Origin of the sequence: Allobosea sp. MMO-172 (assembly GCF_037147855.1) — a bacterium.
In the GTDB taxonomy this organism is placed as follows: Bacteria; Pseudomonadota; Alphaproteobacteria; order Rhizobiales; family Beijerinckiaceae; genus Allobosea.
The window spans coordinates 597,463-614,868 of record NZ_JBBCUM010000001.1; the positions used below are offsets into that span (position 1 = coordinate 597,463).

General features: G+C 67.5%; 16 protein-coding genes. 6 read left to right on the top strand and 10 right to left on the bottom strand.

The features are described from left to right. The gene (gene lptC, locus WFK61_RS02815) at positions 1 to 777 is read right to left on the bottom strand and encodes an LPS export ABC transporter periplasmic protein LptC (protein WP_336810003.1); all 777 of its coding nucleotides are present in this window, start codon (positions 775 to 777) and stop codon (positions 1 to 3) included. A 158-nt stretch (positions 778 to 935) separates the two neighbouring features. Beyond that, positions 936 to 1,550 carry a ribonuclease D gene (locus WFK61_RS02820; protein ID WP_336810004.1) on the bottom strand — a complete coding sequence of 205 codons (615 nt, stop codon included), beginning with the start codon at positions 1,548 to 1,550 and terminating at the stop codon, positions 936 to 938. A 233-nt stretch (positions 1,551 to 1,783) separates the two neighbouring features. Here WFK61_RS02820 and WFK61_RS02825 point away from each other — a divergent pair, with 233 nt between their 5' ends. The 3 genes from WFK61_RS02825 (at position 1,784) to WFK61_RS02835 (ending at position 4,076) form a co-directional block, all read left to right on the top strand. Next, positions 1,784 to 2,212 carry a DUF805 domain-containing protein gene (locus WFK61_RS02825; RefSeq protein WP_336810005.1) on the top strand — a complete coding sequence of 143 codons (429 nt, stop codon included), beginning with the start codon at positions 1,784 to 1,786 and terminating at the stop codon, positions 2,210 to 2,212. After that, positions 2,209 to 3,423, top strand: coding sequence for a succinyl-diaminopimelate desuccinylase (gene dapE, locus WFK61_RS02830; protein ID WP_336810006.1), 1,215 nt, complete (start codon positions 2,209 to 2,211; stop codon positions 3,421 to 3,423). Before WFK61_RS02825 ends, dapE begins: the two co-directional genes overlap by 4 nt. Before the next feature lie 68 nt (positions 3,424 to 3,491). Further along, positions 3,492 to 4,076, top strand: a complete 585-nt coding sequence (locus tag WFK61_RS02835; protein ID WP_336810007.1) for a hypothetical protein — start codon at positions 3,492 to 3,494, stop codon at positions 4,074 to 4,076. Between the two features lie 12 nt (positions 4,077 to 4,088). Here the strand turns inward: WFK61_RS02835 and truA are convergent, their stop codons facing one another. The 3 genes from truA to def form a co-directional block, all read right to left on the bottom strand. Beyond that, positions 4,089 to 4,841, bottom strand: coding sequence for a tRNA pseudouridine(38-40) synthase TruA (gene truA / locus WFK61_RS02840; protein ID WP_336810008.1), 753 nt, complete (start codon positions 4,839 to 4,841; stop codon positions 4,089 to 4,091). After that, positions 4,841 to 5,770: a methionyl-tRNA formyltransferase gene (gene fmt, locus WFK61_RS02845; protein ID WP_336810009.1), complete on the bottom strand. Its 930-nt coding sequence runs from the start codon at positions 5,768 to 5,770 to the stop codon at positions 4,841 to 4,843. The genes truA and fmt overlap by 1 nt, the downstream gene beginning before the upstream one ends. Positions 5,771 to 5,920: 150 nt before the next feature. After that, positions 5,921 to 6,457 carry a peptide deformylase gene (gene def, locus WFK61_RS02850; RefSeq protein WP_336810010.1) on the bottom strand — a complete coding sequence of 179 codons (537 nt, stop codon included), beginning with the start codon at positions 6,455 to 6,457 and terminating at the stop codon, positions 5,921 to 5,923. Positions 6,458 to 6,570: 113 nt separating this feature from the next. On the opposite strand from def, the gene WFK61_RS02855 reads away from it, so the two are divergent. Next, the gene (locus tag WFK61_RS02855) at positions 6,571 to 7,755 is read left to right on the top strand and encodes a DNA recombination protein RmuC (RefSeq protein ID WP_336810011.1); all 1,185 of its coding nucleotides are present in this window, start codon (positions 6,571 to 6,573) and stop codon (positions 7,753 to 7,755) included. A 307-nt stretch (positions 7,756 to 8,062) separates the two neighbouring features. Continuing rightward, entirely contained in the window at positions 8,063 to 10,132 is a 2,070-nt protein-coding gene (locus WFK61_RS02860) for a HAMP domain-containing methyl-accepting chemotaxis protein (protein ID WP_336810012.1), read from the top strand. Between the two features lie 45 nt (positions 10,133 to 10,177). On the opposite strand, the gene WFK61_RS02865 is transcribed toward WFK61_RS02860, so the two are convergent. The 5 genes from WFK61_RS02865 to WFK61_RS02885 form a co-directional block, all read right to left on the bottom strand. Next, complete coding sequence (locus WFK61_RS02865; protein WP_336810013.1) at positions 10,178 to 10,693, bottom strand: OsmC family protein; 516 nt, start codon at positions 10,691 to 10,693, stop codon at positions 10,178 to 10,180. A 42-nt stretch (positions 10,694 to 10,735) separates the two neighbouring features. Continuing rightward, a complete protein-coding gene (locus WFK61_RS02870) occupies positions 10,736 to 11,443 on the bottom strand; it encodes an ATP-binding cassette domain-containing protein (RefSeq protein ID WP_336810014.1) in 708 nt (235 codons plus the stop codon). 158 nt (positions 11,444 to 11,601) lie between these two features. Continuing rightward, positions 11,602 to 12,384 carry an ABC transporter ATP-binding protein gene (locus tag WFK61_RS02875; protein WP_336810015.1) on the bottom strand — a complete coding sequence of 261 codons (783 nt, stop codon included), beginning with the start codon at positions 12,382 to 12,384 and terminating at the stop codon, positions 11,602 to 11,604. 15 nt (positions 12,385 to 12,399) lie between these two features. Beyond that, positions 12,400 to 13,230, bottom strand: coding sequence for an ABC transporter permease (locus WFK61_RS02880; protein ID WP_336810016.1), 831 nt, complete (start codon positions 13,228 to 13,230; stop codon positions 12,400 to 12,402). 17 nt (positions 13,231 to 13,247) lie between these two features. Next, entirely contained in the window at positions 13,248 to 14,210 is a 963-nt protein-coding gene (locus WFK61_RS02885; protein ID WP_336810017.1) for an aliphatic sulfonate ABC transporter substrate-binding protein, read from the bottom strand. 308 nt (positions 14,211 to 14,518) lie between these two features. On the opposite strand from WFK61_RS02885, the gene WFK61_RS02890 reads away from it, so the two are divergent. Continuing rightward, entirely contained in the window at positions 14,519 to 17,287 is a 2,769-nt protein-coding gene (locus tag WFK61_RS02890; RefSeq protein ID WP_336810102.1) for a [protein-PII] uridylyltransferase, read from the top strand. Positions 17,288 to 17,406 lie beyond the last annotated feature (119 nt).

Genomic DNA, 17,406 nt, shown 5'->3' on the forward strand with positions numbered 1-17,406 from the left:
TCACTGTCTCTTCCCATTCCCGGCGTCGCCTGCCGGCACCCCATCTGCGGGGGGAACCCGATTCGCGTTCAGCAGTTCCGGCATCGGCGTGCTGCCCTCGCGTTCGGGGCCGGCGAGCGTACCTGCTGGCGCGTTCCGGATGAAGACCCGCACCCGCCCCTCGAAAGCGATCAACTCGCCATTGTTCTTCACGTCAAGTGTGTCGGCATCGACGGTGGTCTCGCCGAGGCTGACCTTGACCGGGTCCTTCGAGACCACGGTGCCGGATTTGAAGTCGACATCGGCGGTCTTCATCTGCATGTCGTGGCCGCTTTCGGTGCGGATCTTGACGTTGTCGACGAGGCGCAGCTTTTCCTTCTGCGTGTCGAACAGGCCCGTCTTCGCGTTCACCGTCACCCAGCCCTCGCGCTCCATCTGGATGCGCGCCGTCAGGGCCTGCAGCTCGACCTGAGTCGGGTTCCTGATTTCCTGGAAGGCGTTCTCGGCCGTGACCTGATACGGGCGATTGTCCTTGCGATAGCCGGAGAGCTTCGGCGTCTCCATCTTGACCTTGCCGCCGGTGATGCCGACGGAGCTGACCGAGACATTGGCCAGCTTGCCGCCGAGCGGCGAGAGGAACGGCACCACGACCAGCGCCAGGACCAGCACCACGGCGGCGACGGGAATCGTGCGGCGCAGCAGATGGACCACCCGCGTATGGCGTCGCGCAGCAGCAAACGCCGCGCGTCGGCGCAGCGCCTGCGCGGACAGCCCCGCCGCCGGGTCGTTGAAGGTCATTGCCAAAGTCATGCCCCGCGCAATGGCAGCCGCTCACGGCATTTTCGTGTCACAGGGCAAACCACATCGCGCCCCCGCGCAGCCCGCCCATGCGGGGTCGAGCGCATCGCCGCGCGCTCCACCCGCGGGCAGACTGACGCAAGAAGCCTTAGAAATTGTCAAGTGTGGGCGAAGATATCGGTCTCGTCCCAGCCAGCGAGATCGAGCTCCGCGCGATAGGGCAGGAACTGGAAACAAGCCTGGGCGAGATGCCGGCGGCCTTCGCGCGCGAGCATCGTCTCCAGCTTCTCGTGCAGTGCATGCAGATGCAGCACGTCGGAGGCGGCATAGGCGAGCTGGGCCTCGCTCAGCGTGTCCGCGCCCCAGTCGGAGGATTGCTGCTGCTTCGAGAGCTCGACGCCGAGCAATTCGCGCACGAGATCCTTGAGCCCGTGCCGGTCGGTATAGGTGCGGGTGAGCTTCGAGGCGATCTTGGTGCAGTAGACCGGCGCGGTGACCACGCCGAAGGCATGCTTGAGCACGGCGACGTCGAAACGGGCGAAGTGGAAGAGCTTCAGCACCGCCGGGTCCTCGAGCAGGCGGATCAGGTTCTTCGGCCGCTCGCCGCCCTTCGGGATCTGCACGACATCGGCGGTGCCGTCGCCGCGCGACAGCTGGACGACGCAGAGACGGTCGCGATGCGGATTGAGGCCGAGCGTCTCGGTGTCGATCGCGACGCTCGATCCGGCGTCGTAGCCGTCCGGCAGGTCGCCGCGATGGAAGCGGATGGTCATGCTCGAAACCTCACTGGGGCCGCGCGAACGCGCCCTTCAACTGCACTTCACGAGAGGGGAAAGACAGGCCGCGCGCCCAGGAACGGCGCGCTTCCCGCAGCTAACGGCCAGCCCCGCCCCATTCAAGCCCTTTCTGGGCCGCAGTAAACTCTTATGCGCCCCGTTAACCTTTTATTGACCATACGGTTCTCCTGGGGGACGGTCCGTGCGACAACGGGGCATCGGAGTTCCTGATGTCCCTGATCCGCCTTTTCAGCGATTTCGACGGCCGCATCGGGCTGCGGACGTTCTGGCTCGGCAGCATCGCCCTCGCGCTGACCGTGCTCGCGATCCAGCGCGTCGCGCCGCTGCTGGCCGAGCGCCAGAACGCTCTCGTGATCATCGCCTTCGCCAATGCCTTCGCTCTGTTTCCCTGGGCGGCGCTGGCCGCCAAGCGCGCAAACGACCGCGGCAGCACGCCGCTTTTCGGCATTCTGCTGATCTGCGCCATCGTGCTGCCGGAGCAGCTCCGGCCTTTCCTGTCGATCGGCTGGCGCCCGTCGCTGGAGGCGATCTCGACCATGGCCTGGATCGTCGCCATCATCGATCTCGGACTGCTGCCGGCCGCGGCCGAGCAGGATGGGGTTGCGGCGCAGCCGGTGGGTGCTAAAGCGGCGGAATGAGCGCCGCACCGACCTCCTCCTCCGCCCCCGCCCTCTCCTTCGATCCGACAGATCCGGTCGCCCTGACGCAGGCTCTGGTCCGCTGCCCCTCGGTGACGCCCGAGGAAGGCGGAGCACTGGTCCTGCTCGATGCCGTGCTGTCGGCCGAAGGCTATGACGTGCACCGCCCCGTCTTCAGCGAACCGGGCACGCCGGATGTCGAGAACCTCTATGCCCGGATCGGCAGCACAGCTCCCGTCTTCGTGATCGCCGGCCATACCGATGTCGTGCCCGTCGGCGATGCCGCCGCCTGGACGCGCGAGCCCTTTGGCGGAACGATCGAGAACGGCACGCTTTACGGCCGCGGCGCCTGCGACATGAAAGGCGGGCTCGCCGCCATGGTCTCGGCTGCGATCCGCTACCGGCGCGACAATCCCGATGCGCCAGGCTCGATCGCCTTCCTGGTCACCGGCGACGAGGAAGGTCCCTCGGTCAACGGCACGGTCAAGCTGCTAGCCTGGGCCCATGAGCGTGGCGAGCGTTTCGACCATTGCATCCTCGGCGAGCCGACCAATCCCGCCGCGATGAGCGACATGATCAAGATCGGCCGACGGGGCTCGCTGACCGGCAAGCTCATCGTGCAGGGCACGCAGGGCCATGTCGGCTATCCCCACCTCGCCGACAATCCGATCCGCGGGATGGTGCGCCTGCTTGCCGCCCTCGACGCGGCGCCGCTCGACGGCGGGACCCAGCATTTCGACCCGAGCAATCTCGAAGTGACCACGCTCGATGTCGGCAACCCCGCGAGCAACGTCATCCCGGCGCAGGCGAAGGCGGTCTTCAATATCCGCTTCAACGATACCTGGACGCCCGAGACGCTCACGGCCGAACTGGAACGGCGCCTGCGCGAGGCGGCCGGGAACAAGGTGCGCTACACGCTCGAGGTCCAGCCGACCAATGCCGTCGCTTTCCTGACCGAGCCCGGTCCCTTCGTCGCGCTCGTCGCCGAGGCCGTCGAGGCCGAGACCGGCAAGCGCCCGGCTCTCTCGACCACGGGCGGCACCTCGGACGCGCGCTTCATCAAGAATTACTGCCCCGTCGTCGAATACGGCGTCGTCGGCAAGACGATGCACCAGATCGACGAAAGCGTCGCCGTCGCCGACCTCATGTCGCTCCAGCGGATCACGCATCGTTTACTCGCCAGCTATTTTGCAGCGCAACACCGGGCTTGACGCGCCGGAACCACGGTCCATTATCCCCGTTAGACGAAAGTCTAACACCGCAGATGATGGAGACCGTGATGAGGCTGGCAGCCGATGACGTCGCGCGTTCGCTGCGCGGCTCCTGGCACCTGATGACCCGCGGGGCCGAGGCCCTGCCCGAACTCGACCTGACGCGGGACGGGTTCTGGCGCTCCTTCCTCGCCTTCGCGCTGATGCTGCCGGCGACGATCGCCATCCTCGCAGCGGTGCGGCTGACCGCGGGGCTGCCGAACAGCGCCGGGCTCTTCACCGCACCGGCGCTGGTTCTGTCCGTGATCGCCGCGCTCGCCCTGACCATCCTGGCGGTGCCGGCGCTGCTGATCGCGCTGCGCCCGGAACTTGCGCAGACGCCGCGCTTCACCAGCTTCGTCATCGCCTGGAACTGGGCCGGCATCGTCTCGGCCAGCCTGATGGCGGTTCCGGCCGCGATCTACGCGATCGGCTGGGCGCCGCCGGCGCTGGCCACCGTGCAGTCGCTGTTCTTCGCCATGATCGTGCTGCGGCTGCGCTATTGCGTGGCGCGCGCCGTGTTCGGACCGGAGAGCCGGGGCATCGCCATGATGCTGGTCGTTGCCAGCGTGATGCTCGATTACGGCGTCACGCGTCTGTTCGGGCTGTTCTGAAGGCTCCAAGCCTCAGCCTGACGGCTCGACATAATCGACGCCGGCGAGATACAGCCCGCAGGAAGGCGCCAGTGCGGCGCATTGCGAGCGATCGCGCGCGGCCAGCACCTTGCCGACCTTGTTCTCAGGCCAGCGCCCCATCCCGACCATCTTCAGGCAGCCGACGATCGAGCGGACCTGATGATGCAGGAAGGAGCGGGCGTGGACATAGACCACGATCTCGGAGCCCTCGCGGCGGACATCGCAGCGGTCGAGCGTGCGGATCGGGCTGTTGGCCTGGCATTCGGCGGCGCGGAAGGTGGTGAAGTCGTGCTGACCGAGCAGGGCCTTGGCGGCGCGGTCCATCGCCTCGTGATCGAGCTTGACCGGCACATGCCAGACCCGGTCCCGGTCGAGCGCCGGCTGGGCCCGGCGATCGAGGATGCGATAGACGTAGTAGCGGCGCCGCGCCGAGATGCGGGCGTCGAAATCGTCGGGCACCAATTCGGCGCTGAGCACCGCGACCGGAATCCGTTTCAGCCGGGCATTGGTGGCGTCGCGCACGACATCGGTGCGCCACTCCTTGTCGATATCGACATGGGCGACCTGATGGGTGGCGTGAACGCCGGCATCGGTCCGGCCAGCGCAATGCAGCCGGACGGGATGGCCGCAGAAGGCCTCGACCGCCTCCTCGACGCTCTGCTGCACGGACGGGCCGTTGAGCTGGCGCTGCCAGCCCGAGAACGGCGTGCCGTCATATTCGATGACGAGCTTGTAGCGCGGCATCAGAGCTTGCTGCCGGCTCCGAGCCGGGCGCCGCGCAGGAACTCGGCCCCGCTCATCGGCGCCTTGCCGGCGCGCTGGACCTGCAGCAGCTTCACCGCGCCGACGGCGCAGGCGACCGTGCTCTCGTCGTCGAGCAGCGTACCGGGCTCGGCCGCGCCGCCGGCACGGGCGGTGCGGAGAATCTTCAACCGCTCCGGCCCCTTGCCGAGATCGATCTCGGCGAAGGCGCCCGGGAAGGGCGAGAGGCCACGCACGAGGTCATGGACCTGCTGCGCCGGCAGGGCCCAGCTCAGCTTCGCCTCGGCATTGGTGATCTTGCTGGCATAGGTCACGCCCTCTTCCGGCTGCGGCGTGAACTGCAGCCCACCGCGGCCGAGCGCCGCGAGCGCGCGCACCATCAGGTCGGCGCCGAGAATGCTGAGCTGGTCGTGCAATTCACCGGCCGTCATGTCCGGGCCGATCGTCAGGTTCTCGACCATGGCGACGGGGCCGGTATCGAGGCCGGCCTCCATCTTCATGACGCAGACGCCGCTTTCGGCATCACCCGCCATGATCGCGCGCTGGATCGGCGCCGCGCCGCGCCAGCGCGGCAGCAGCGAGGCATGGAGATTGAGGCAGCCGAGCTCGGGCAGATCGAGGATCGCCTGGGGCAGGATCATGCCATAGGCGACGACCACGGCGACATCGGCCTGATGCGAGGCGATGATCTCGGCCTGCTCCGGCGTCTTCAGCGTGGCGGGGGTGAAGACCGGGATGCCGAAGCGCTCGGCGGCGCGATGCACCGGCGAGGGCTTCAGTTCGAGGCCACGGCCAGCCTGCGCCGGAGCGCGGGTATAGCAGGAAACGACCTCGTGGCCCTGGCCGACGATCTCGGTCAGCACCGGCACGGCGAAATCCGGCGTGCCCATGAAGATGACGCGCAAACTCATACGCTCGACCTTACCTAAAAAACGAATGTCATCCCGGGCGACCGCAGGGAGACCCGGGATCCATTTCGGAACCTTTCCCACCGGCGCTCCGGCATGGATCCCGGCTCTGCGCTTTGCTCCGTCCGGGATGACGGGCGCGGATTGGAAACCTCAGGCCGCCGAGCGCTTGGCCGACTTGGCGAATTTCTTGGTGACGCGCTCGCGCTTCAAACGCGAGAGATGGTCGATGAAGAGCACGCCGTTGAGATGGTCGATCTCGTGCTGCAGGCAGGTGGCGAGCAGACCATCCGCCGCGATCTCCTGCGTCTTGCCGTCGAGATCCATGAAGCGGACCTTCACCTCGGCAGGACGCTCGACCTCCTCGTAATATTCGGGGATCGAGAGGCAGCCTTCCTCGTAGACGCTGAACTCGTCAGAGGACCAGGTGATCTCCGGGTTGATGAAGACCTGCGGCTTCCGCGGCTCGGGCTCCTCGCCTTCCTTCGCCTCGGGCTTCGACAGGTCGATCGTCACCACGCGCAGCGGCACGCCGATCTGGATCGCTGCCAGCCCGATGCCCGGCGCGTCGTACATCGTCTCGAACATGTCCGCGACCAGGGTCTTGATCTCGGGCGTGACCGCCTCGACCGGCTTCGAGACGAGGCGAAGCTGGGCGTCGGGCAGGATGACGAGCGGGCGAATGGCCATGGGATTCCAAGGGAAAAGAGCTGTTGAGCCCGGGACATAAGCATTTGTGGAGGAGCGGTCAAACTGTTCCGCTTTCGTTCGCCATTCCCCGCCGAATCGGCTAGGCTTCTGCGATGAACGAGATCGCCTTCACCTTGCTGGAACGCCCGGTGACCTGGGCCGAGGCTATCATCGGCTTCGGGGTCTCGAGCCTCGTCCTGTTGCTGCTGGCGGTGATCGCCGGCTGGCGTGGCGGCCAGAGCCGCGCGATCGAGGCCGCGATGGCGGCCGAGCGCGCCCGCGAGATGGACGACAAGGTCGCGGAGATGAACCGCCAGCAGGCCGAGCTTGCCGGCCGGATGCAGTCCATGGCCGAGATTCTCTCGACCCGGCAGGGCGATCTTGCAAGGCTCGTCGCCGAGCGGATGGACGGCTTGCGCCAGCAGGTCGGTGCCGGGCTCGAACGCAATGTCCAGCAGACCACCGAAAGCCTCGGCAAGCTGCAGGAGCGGCTGGCGGTAATCGACCACGCCCAGAAGAACCTGACCGACCTCACCTCCGAGGTCGTGACGCTCCGGGACGTGCTCGCCAACAAGCAGGCACGCGGCGCCTATGGCCAGGGCCGAATGGAGGCGATCATCCGCGACGGCCTGCCCGCCGCCTTCTTCGCCTTCCAGCCCCAACTCTCGAACGGCAAGCGGCCGGACTGCCTCGTCACGCTGCCGGGCGACGGGCGCGGCCTCGTCATCGACGCCAAGTTCCCGCTGGAGAGCTTCACGCTGCTGCGCGAGGCGCGCGGCGAGGAGGCGAAGAAGGCCGCCGGCCAGCGCGTGCGCAGCGATGTCGGCGTGCATGTGAAGGATATCGCCGAGCGCTATTTCCTGCCCGGCGAGACGCAGGACGTGGCGCTGCTCTTCGTGCCCTCGGAATCGATCTACGCCGATCTACACGAGCATTTCGACGATGTCGTCCAGCGGGCGCACCGGGCCCGCATCATGATCGTCTCGCCCTCGCTGCTGGCGCTGGCGATCCAGTTGATGCAATCGCTGGTGCGCGATGCCCGGATGCGCGAAGAGGCGCAGGTGATCCAGACCGAGGTTGGCAAGCTGCTCGACGACGTGCGCCGTCTCGGCGAGCGCGTCGACAAGCTCGACACACATTTCCGGCAGGCGCAGGACGATGTCGGCCAGATCAAGACCTCGGCCGGCAAGGTCACCAGCCGCGCCGAGAAGATCGGCGCGCTCGATTTCGACGACGAGAAGAGCGAGCCGAAGCTGCCCTTCGCCAAGGGGCTGGAGCTGAAGCGCGCGGCCGAATAGCGCCCCGGAGTCCACGGCCAGAAGCGATCGTCGGACAGCGCTGCCGCGCCAGCGCTTGAGCCCTCGACCAGCCCCCTGTCACGCAGCAGGGCAGCGCAACTCATGCGCGCCGTCGCCTGCGCTTTCCGTTAGAGCAACCTTAAGCATTCTCTGAAAATTTCAGGAGAAATCGCAACCCGAATACAGTCGCCTGTCATGATTCGAACCGGACGAGCCTGACGATTGCCTAGAAAATAGGCATATCCACATAGACCATCACCGCCTCTCCTCATCATCGCGATCGCGGCCTCTCCCCGGAAAGTTCATCATGGCCCTGAGCATCAAGACCAAGCTGGCGGGCGCGCTCGTCGCGCTGACGCTTTGCGTCCTCATCGTCGGCGCCTGCGGTTTCCTCGCCCTTCGATCCGTGACGCAGCGCATCGACGAAGTGGTCCAGAACAACGTCATCCCGATGGAGCAGTTGCGGACCGTCAGCGACATGTATGCGGTCAACATCGTCGATACGATCTGGAAGGCGCAGAGCAACCAGATCACCTGGACGAACGCGCTGAAGAGCGTTCAGGACGCGGTGGAGAATATCGACAAGGGCTGGAAGGCCTATCTGCCCAGCATCGCCGCCACGGACGAGAAGCAGCTGGCCGATCAGGCGACGCTGCTGATGAAGACCGGTGATGCTGCCGTCGCAAAGCTGATCGGCATCCTGAAGGAGCGTGACGAGAGCGCGCTGCGCATGTTCGCCACCGACGAGCTTTATAAGGCGATGGACCCGATCACGGCCAAGATCGGAGAGCTGACCGCGCTGCAGCTCTCCCAGGCCCGCAACCAGGGCCAGGAAGCCCAGTCCACCGCCGGTTCCGCCAGCATCCTGCTGCTGATCGCGGCCGGCGGCGCCCTGCTGGTCGCGGCCCTGGCGCTGGCCTTCGTCATCGCCGGCATCGTGCGTCCCCTCGCCGGCATGACCGACGCGATGAAGCGTCTCGCCGGCGGCGAACAGGACGTCACCGTGCCCAGCATCGGGCGGCGCGACGAGATCGGCGACATGGCCGGGGCTTTGCAAATCTTCCAGGAGAATGCCGCCCGCGTCCGGGCGCTGGAAGAACAGGAGCGCGCCGCTGCCGCCGCGCGCCTCGCCCGTGCCCAGTCGATGGAAGCGGTCGTCTCCGATGTCTCCGAAGTCGTGGCTGCGGCTGCGGCCGGCGATTTCTCGGCCCGCCTCCAGATCGACGATGGCGACGAGCAGATGCAGCGGCTGGTCTCCGGCATCAACGAGATCAACCGCGTCGTCGACAGCGCCACGACCGAATTCGCCGACATTCTCCAGTCGATCGCGGGCGGCGACCTGACCCGCCAGATCGGCACCGGCTATCGCGGCCGCTTCGCCGATCTGAAGGGCGCGATCAACGAGACGGTGGACCGCCTCTCGGCGACGGTCGCGACGATCCAGACAACCTCGGCCGATGTCGGGCTCGCCGCACGCGAGATCAGCATGGGTGCCGACGATCTGTCGAAGCGTACCGAAGAACAGGCCTCTTCGCTGGAGCAGACGGCCGCGACGACCGAGGAGCTTGCGGCTTCCGTCAAGGCTTCGGCTCAGGCCTCCCGCTCCGCGGCGACCGCGGCCGACGAGGCAGCGAACGCCGCGCGTTCGGGTGGCACCATCGCCGGCCAGGCGGTCGACGCCATGGCCCGGATCGAGACCGCTTCGCAGAAGATATCCGATATCATCCGGGTGATCGACGACATCGCCTTCCAGACCAATCTGCTCGCGCTCAACGCCGCGGTCGAGGCGGCCCGCGCCGGTGACGCCGGCAAGGGCTTCGCGGTGGTGGCTTCCGAGGTTCGTACGCTGGCGCAGCGTTCCAGCGAAGCGGCCAAGGACATTTCCGAGCTGATCTCCTCGTCCAATGCCGAGGTCGGCGAAGGCGTGAAGCTGGTGCGCAAGGCCGGCGAAGCCCTGACGCAGATTCTCGCGGCCTCGCAGAAGGTCGCGGCCACGATCGCCGACATCTCGGCGGCGTCCGGCGAACAGGCCAACGGCATCGACGAGATGAGCCAGGCGGTCGCGCATCTCGACGAGATGACCCAGCAGAACGCGGCCCTGTCCGAGCAGAGCGCGGCCTCGGCCAATTCGCTCTCCGGCCGGATCGAGCAGCTCAACGCGCTGGTCGCGACCTTCAGGACCAATCAGGGCGGTTCTGCCGTGTCGCGCGCACCCGCCTCGATCAGCTCGGCTGCATCCGAACCGGATCGTTTGCGTCAGCTCGCCGAAGCGGCCTTCCAGCAGTCACGGCGCCCTGCGACGGCGGAAGCGAAGCCCCTCCCCGCGAAGCGCACGGTCAATGCCCGCAACGGCAGCACCGGCTGGGAAGAGTTCTAGCCCCTCTCCCCATCCAACCCGTTTCAAGGCGCCTCCTGACCCGTGTCAGGAGGCGTTGTTTTGCAGGGTCGCCGAGAGTTCCGGCTTCACGTTCAGCGTCTGGAAGACCACGCAATAGCGTTCGGTCAGCTTGAGCAGCGTGTCGAGCTTCTCCTGCGGCGCATCGGTCTCGACATCGAAGGACAGGCGGATCGCCTTGAAGCCAACGGCGGCATCCTTGGCGACGCCGAGCGTGCCGCGGAAATCGAGATCGCCCTCGGCCCGGACCACGCCCTTCTTCAGGTCGATCTCCAGCGCTGTCGCGACCGCCTTCAGCGTCACGCCGGCGCAGGCGACCAGCGCCTCCAGCAGCATGTCGCCGGAGCAGAGTTCGGCGCCCGAACCGCCGGTGGCGGGATGCAGGCCGGCCAGCGCGATGGCACGGCCGGTCTCGACCTTGCAGGCAATGTGCTGGTCGTCGAGCTCGCCATGGGCCTTCAGCGTGATGACCGCCGCTTCGGGATTGGTGCGGTATTCGTCCTTGAGCGGAGCCTGCAAGGCGCGCAGCGCGGTGACGTCCATGATCGTATTTCTCCTAGGGCGGCCCGGCGGCTTGTAGCCGGTTCAGGCCGCCGCCTCCACCTCCGGCGCGGCCGGCCGGGTTTCCTTTTCGAGCGCCCGGCGCAATTCGCGTCGCAGGGTAACGAAGCCGACCGAGCGCTCATCGCGCGGGCGCGCCAGCAGGTTGTCGAGGCTGAAAGCGACCGGTCCCGCCTGCGGCAGGACATGGATGCGATCAGCCAGGCGCAAGGCCTCCTCGACGGAACCGGTGGCGATGACGACGGCGGGGCGCGCCTGCGTACAGAGCTCCGGCAGGAAGGCGCTCAACCGTGCGCGCGTCTCGGCATCGAGCGCGGCAAAAGGTTCGTCGATCAGCAGCAGGCGCGGCCTGACCAGCAGGAGCCGGGCGATGGCGAGCCGCAACAGCCCCTCCGGCGAGAGTTCGGCCGGCCGCCGCTTTGCCTGATCGGCCAGCCCGAGACGGACCAGCACATTGGCGATCAGACCCTCGCGCTCGAACGGCGTCGCCTTCGGCAGGGCGAAAGCGAGATTCTCGGTGAGATCGAGCCAGGCAAAGAAACGTGGCCGGGCACAGAGCAGGCCGATCTCGGCCGTCGGCACCGCTCCCTCATCGGATTTCAGTCCGGCGAAGGCGCGCAACGCGGCCTTCCGCACCTCGGGCGAACCGAGCAGGGCAACGATCTCGCCGGCCCGAGGGCGCGGCAGGGCCTGTTCGGGAGAGCGGGAGAAATCGTGAATCGTGCCGGACATCGCTGGCTCCATCCATGAACAGGCGGAAGGAGCGCAGACGGCATCAGCCGTCCCGTCGTCCCGCGCTTTAGCTGCATTTGTTTCGCGCCCGCAAGCTGAGGCTCAAATCGGCGCGTGTCCTCTTCTAAGGTCTGAGCGTCCGTTTTGTCAAACGATACTCACCACCACATGCCGGCCGTCTCGGCCGCTTTCTCCTGATGCGGGGCCTCGTCGCGCAACGAGCGGTCGAGCGCGCGCAAGGCCTCGCGCTTCGTCGCCTCGAAGGCCGGCGAGAGCCGGTCACGCGGGCGGGCGAGCGGATTGTCGAGCTCGTCGAAGATGCGGCCGGGCTTGGGCTGCATCACGACGATGCGGTCTGCCAGCGTCACGGCTTCCTCGACATCGTGTGTGACCATGACCACGGTCGGCCGGCTCTCCTGCCAGAGTGCGAGCAGATGGCCATGCAGGCTCGCCCGCGTCGTGGCGTCGAGCGCCGAGAAGGGCTCGTCCATCAGCAGGAGCTTCGGCCGGGTGACGAGGGCGCGCGCGATGGCGACGCGCTGCTGCTGGCCGCCGGAAAGCTCGCGCGGCCAGCGCTTCTCGTGGCCGGCGAGGCCAACACGGACGAGCGCGTTGGTCACCAACCCGTCGCGCTCGAAGGCGGAGAGATGCGACAGCCCGAAGCCGGCATTCTCGGCGACGTTGAGCCAGGGGAAGAGCCGCGGCTCCTGGAAGATGACGCCGACATCGGCGCGCGGCTCGGCGATCGCCTCGCCATCGAGGCGGATCGCGCCCTCGCTCGGCCGGTCGAGCCCGGCGACGAGGCGCAGCAAGGTGGTCTTGCCGCAGCCGGAGCCGCCGAGCAGGGCGACGATCTCGCCGCGCCCGACATCGAGCGTGATCGCCGACAGCGCGCGCGTGCCGTCGGCATAGGTCTTGGACAGCCGGTCGAAACTCAGCATGGCGTTACCGCGCCCTCAGAGCTTGTCGCGCGCCGTATCCTGCCAGATGAGGAACGGCCGCGTGATGGCGACGAGCAGGCCGTCCGCCAGCTTGCCGAGCACGGCAAAGCTGATGATGGCCGCGATGATGGTGTCGGGGCGGCCGAGCTGCTGGCCGTCCACGAGCAGATAGCCCAGCCCTTCGCTCGCACCCATGATCTCGGCCGCGACCACGAACATGAAGCCGAGGCCGAGCCCGGAGCGCAGAGCCGTGATCCAGGCCGGCAGGATCGCCGGCAGCAGGACGCGGCGCACCATGGCGAGGCGTGAGAGGCGGAAGACGCGGCCGACCTCGACGATCTTGCGGTCGATGCCCTGGATCGCGGCGGCGACGCCGAGATAGACCGGGAAGAAGACGCCGACCGCGATCAGCGCGACTTTCGAGGCTTCGAAGATGCCGAGCCAGAGGATGAAGAGCGGCACCCAGGCAATCGAGGGGATGGCGCGCAGCGCCTGCAGGGTCGGGTCGAGCAGGCTGCGGGCGACAGGCAGAGCCCCCGTGACCGCGCCGAGCACCGTGCCGGCGAGCGCGCCGAGGCCGAAACCGGCGGCGACCCGCCAGAGCGTCGCGCCGGCATGGGTCAGAAGCTCGCCCGAGGCGGCAAGGCCCCAGAGCGTGCGCCCGACGACGCTGGGCGGCGGCATCAGACGGCCATTGGCGATGCCGGCTGCGACGAGGCCTTCCCAGAGGATGGCCAGCACGATCGGCAGGACAAAACCGGCGACCGCGAGCCGATAGGAGCCGCGCGGGGCAGCGGGACGCCGCTCCGGCTCATCCACGGCGGCTGCGATCTCCAGGACGCTCATCGCCGCGCGCCCGCCCGTCAGTTGGTAGCGGCGAAGCGCCGGTCGACGAGGCTATCGACGGCAGCCTTCACATCGGTCGCGGCCGGCAGCACGCCCGCTTCCTTGAGCGCGAGCCCGGCGGCGGTGATGGTGTCGACCTGCGCCTGGCCGATCGCCGAATGGGTCAATTCGGTGCGGGTGAGCTGGCGCTCGATCACCGGCTCGGAGAGCTTGGTGTACTCGACCAGAACCTTCTTGAGCTCGGCCGGGTTGGCGCGCGCATAGGCGCGTGCCTCCTCGTAGGCGGCCAGCACCTTCTTCACCAGCGCCGGGTTCTCGTTGGCGAAGGCCTCGCGGACATTGAGGATGCCCCAGGTGTTGTCCTCGGCCTTGCGGTAGAACAGCTTGGCGCCGCTCTCGACCTCGGCGGCGGCCATTAGCGGGTCGAGCCCGGCCCAGGCATCGACATCGCCGCGCTCCAGCGCGAGGCGGCCATCGGCATGCTGGAGCAGGACGAGCTTGACGTCCTTCTCGGTCAGCTTGGCATCGGCCAGCGCCCGGACGAGGAAGATATGCGGATCGGTGCCGCGGGTGACGGCGACGCGCTTGCCCTTGAGATCGGCGACCTTGGCGATCTCGCTCTTGGCGCCGGTGACCAGCGCCGTCCATTCCGGCCGCGAATAGACATAGACCGACTTGATCGGGTTGCCGTTGATCTTGCCGATCAGAGCGGCCGCGCCGGCGGTCGAGCCGAAATCGATCGAGCCGGCATTGAGGAATTCGAGCGCCTTGTTCGACCCGGCGGACAGGACCCAGCGCACCTTGATGCCATCAGCCTCGAGCGCCTTCTCGAGGATGCCGCGCTCCTTCAGCACGAGGCTGACGGGGTTGTAGGTGGCGTAGTCGATCCGGATTTCCTTGGGCGCCTGCGCGAAGGCCGGCGCGGCGAGGCCGGCGGCGGCAACGAAAGCGAGCGCGAGGCGGCGGGTGATGCTGGTCATGGGGCGTGTCCCTCTATCGATGATGCGAGGGATCGGGACAGGTGGCGTCCTTTGCCCCACGCTTTAGCTGCACTTGTTTCGCGCCCGCAAGCTGGTGGCTCAAATCGGCGCGTATCCGACTTTTAGGTCCAATCGTTCTGTTTGTCAAACAACACGGTCAGCATCGTCTTTATCTATATTTCACATCATCTAATGTTTAATTTTACTCTCTCCCTGCGCTCCCCTGCCATGTTACGAAGGGGGATGCCCGCTGGAACGGAGCCTACGTGACCACGCCTCCCGCCAAGCCCGCCCTGCCCCTCGCCGAGATGCTGCACAGCCCCGAGGCCGGGATCACGCGGCTGTTCGAGACGATCAGCCGGCGGGACAAGGCCAAGATGCGGCAGGCGCTCATCGCGGGCTTGAGGCAATTGCTCGACGAAGGCCATGCCTCGGCCCGGGCGATCCTGGCGGGCCCGCGCGGCGGGCTTGCCTGCGCGCATCGCCTGTCGGCCGTGATGGATGCCGTGGTGCGCGGGCTGCACAGCGCGGCGACCACCTATTTCTACCCGGCCGACAATCCCTCGCAGTCCGAGCGGATCGCGGTCGTCGCCGTCGGCGGCTATGGGCGCGGCACGCTGGCGCCGGGCTCGGATGTCGACCTGCTCTTCCTGTTCCCGCACAAGCAGACGGCCTGGGGCGAGAGCGTGGTCGAATCCATGCTCTATCCGCTCTGGGACCTGAAGCTGAAGACCGGCCATTCGGTGCGCTCGATCGACGATTGCGTGCGCGAGGCCCGCGCCGACATGACGATCCGCACCGCCCTGCTGGAGGCGCGCTTCCTGGTCGGAGACCGCGCGCTCTTCGACGAGATGGTCAGCCGGTTCGACGCCGAGGTGGTCGAAGGCACGGCCCAGGTCTTCACCGAGGCCAAGCTCGCCGAGCGCGAGCTCCGGGTGCAGCGGGCCGGCGCCTCGCGCTATCTGGTCGAGCCCAACGTCAAGGACGGCAAGGGCGGCCTGCGCGACCTCAACACGCTGTTCTGGATCGCCAAATATTCCTACCGCGTCCATGACGTGCGCGAGCTGGTCGAGGCCGGGCTGTTCGACCAGCAGGAACTGCAGATGTTCCAGCGTTCGGAGGAGTTCCTCTGGCGCGTGCGCTGCTGGTTGCATTTCATCACCGGCCGGGCCGAGGAACGGCTGTCCTTCGACCTGCAAAGGCAGGTCGCGGCCCAGATCGGCTATGCCGGCCGCAGCGGGCAGGCGCCGGTCGAGCGCTTCATGAAGGCCTATTTCCTGATCGCCAAGGATGTCGGCGACCTCACGGCCATCGTCTGCGCCGCGCTGGAGGCCCGCCAGCAGAAGCCGCGCGCGACGCTCTCGCGGCTGTTCGACACGCTCGCCAAGCGCAAGCGGGAGCGTTCGCTCGGCCATACCGATTTCAAGCTGACGAGCCAGCGCCTCGACGTGGTCGACGACAGCGCCTTCGAGCGCGATCCCGCAAACCTGCTCCGGCTCTACGCCATCGCCAGCCGCGAGGACCTCGCCATCCACCCGGATGCCAGCCGCCTGGTGACGCAGTCGCTCCGGCTGGTGACGCCCGGCCTGCGCAGCGACCCGGAAGCCAACCGCATCTTCCTGGAGATCCTGACCGGCCGGCGCTCGCCGGAAGTGGTGCTCAGGCGCATGAACGAATCCGGCCTTCTGGGCCGCTTCGTCCCGGATTTCGGCCGCGTCGTCGCGATGATGCAGTTCAACATGTACCACCACTACACGGTGGACGAGCACCTGATCCGCGCGATGGGCGTGCTGGCCGAGATCGATGCCGGCGTGCTGGAGGCCGAGCACCCGCTCGCCAACGAGATCATGCCGACCATCGCCAACCGGCGGGCGCTCTATGTCGCGCTCTTCCTGCACGACATCGCCAAGGGCCGCCCGGACGACCATTCGATCGCCGGGGCGCGGATCGCCCGCAAGCTCGGCCCGCGCTTCGGTCTGACGCCGGCGCAGACGGAAACCGTCGCCTGGCTGGTCGAGCACCATCTGGACATGTCGACGGTGGCGCAGAGCCGCGATCTCGGTGACCCCAAGACGATCGAGAGCTTCGCCGCCACCGTGCAGACGCTGGAGCGGCTGAAGCTGCTGCTGGTCCTCACCGTCGCCGACATCAAGGCGGTCGGCCCTGGCGTCTGGAACGGCTGGAAGGGGCAGTTGCTGCGCACGCTCTATTACGAGACCGAGATCGTGCTCACCGGCGGGCATTCGGCGATCGAGCGCAAGGCGCGCGTGGCAATGAAGCAGGACGAGTTGCGCCGGCGCCTGTCGGACTGGGAGGAGGCGGAGCGGGACGCCTATGTCGCGCGGCACTACCCGGCCTACTGGATCAAGGTCGATCCGGAGCAGCAGGAGAAGCATGCGCGCTTCCTGCGCGAGGCCGAACAGGCCGGGCGCACCACGGCGACGATCGTCGAGACCGACAAGTTCCGCGGCGTGACCGAGCTCACCGTGCTCGCGCCCGACCATCCCCGCCTGCTCGCCATCGTCACCGGCGCCTGCGCCGCCGCCGGCGGCAACATCGTCGATGCGCAGATCTTCACGACCAGCGACGGGCTGGTGCTCGACACGATCTCGGTCTCGCGCGCGTTCGACCGCGACGACGACGAGTTGCGCCGGGCCGAGCGGATCGCGGCAGCGATCGAGCGGGCCTTGAAGGGCGAGATCAAGATCGCCGACCTCGTCGCGCAGCGCCGCGCCCCGCCGCCGCGCGGCCAGACCTTCCAGGTCGAGCCCGAGGTCGTGATCGACAACGTGCTCTCGGCCCGCCACACGGTGCTGGAGGTCTCGGGCCTCGACCGGCCGGGCCTGCTCTACGATCTCACCACGGCGATCGGTAAGCTCAACCTCAACATCGCCTCGGCCCATATCGCGACCTTCGGCGAGAAGGCGGTCGACGTGTTCTACGTCACCGACCTGACCCATGCGAAGATCGTCACGACCGGCCGGCAACTGACGATCCGCAAGGCGCTGATCGACGTCTTCAAGTTCGAGGCCGAGAAGCCGGCGGCGGCCAAGGCGAAAGTGCCGGCCCGCGCTTGATTTAAACGACCATAAGGCCGATATCCGGCACGAACGCGGCTGTGATCCCGATCGGATCGGCCCAGGCCCCGCAAGGGGCGGCACAGCCAGCTCTTGAGTTGCCGCATTTTCTTCACGCG

Coding starts and splice junctions, on each gene's coding strand:
- dapE (WP_336810006.1), top strand. CDS start 2,209: ATGAGCGCCGCACCGACCTCCTCCTCCGCCCCCGCCCTCTCCTTCGAT.
- truA (WP_336810008.1), bottom strand. CDS start 4,841: ATGCCGCGCTACAAGCTCGTCATCGAATATGACGGCACGCCGTTCTCG.
- WFK61_RS02875 (WP_336810015.1), bottom strand. CDS start 12,384: ATGCTGAGTTTCGACCGGCTGTCCAAGACCTATGCCGACGGCACGCGC.
- WFK61_RS02870 (WP_336810014.1), bottom strand. CDS start 11,443: ATGTCCGGCACGATTCACGATTTCTCCCGCTCTCCCGAACAGGCCCTG.
- lptC (WP_336810003.1), bottom strand. CDS start 777: ATGACCTTCAACGACCCGGCGGCGGGGCTGTCCGCGCAGGCGCTGCGC.
- WFK61_RS02865 (WP_336810013.1), bottom strand. CDS start 10,693: ATGGACGTCACCGCGCTGCGCGCCTTGCAGGCTCCGCTCAAGGACGAA.
- WFK61_RS02835 (WP_336810007.1), top strand. CDS start 3,492: ATGAGGCTGGCAGCCGATGACGTCGCGCGTTCGCTGCGCGGCTCCTGG.
- WFK61_RS02890 (WP_336810102.1), top strand. CDS start 14,519: ATGCTGCACAGCCCCGAGGCCGGGATCACGCGGCTGTTCGAGACGATC.
- WFK61_RS02880 (WP_336810016.1), bottom strand. CDS start 13,230: ATGAGCGTCCTGGAGATCGCAGCCGCCGTGGATGAGCCGGAGCGGCGT.
- WFK61_RS02885 (WP_336810017.1), bottom strand. CDS start 14,210: ATGACCAGCATCACCCGCCGCCTCGCGCTCGCTTTCGTTGCCGCCGCC.
- WFK61_RS02855 (WP_336810011.1), top strand. CDS start 6,571: ATGAACGAGATCGCCTTCACCTTGCTGGAACGCCCGGTGACCTGGGCC.
- def (WP_336810010.1), bottom strand. CDS start 6,457: ATGGCCATTCGCCCGCTCGTCATCCTGCCCGACGCCCAGCTTCGCCTC.
- fmt (WP_336810009.1), bottom strand. CDS start 5,770: ATGAGTTTGCGCGTCATCTTCATGGGCACGCCGGATTTCGCCGTGCCG.
- WFK61_RS02825 (WP_336810005.1), top strand. CDS start 1,784: ATGTCCCTGATCCGCCTTTTCAGCGATTTCGACGGCCGCATCGGGCTG.
- WFK61_RS02860 (WP_336810012.1), top strand. CDS start 8,063: ATGGCCCTGAGCATCAAGACCAAGCTGGCGGGCGCGCTCGTCGCGCTG.
- WFK61_RS02820 (WP_336810004.1), bottom strand. CDS start 1,550: ATGACCATCCGCTTCCATCGCGGCGACCTGCCGGACGGCTACGACGCC.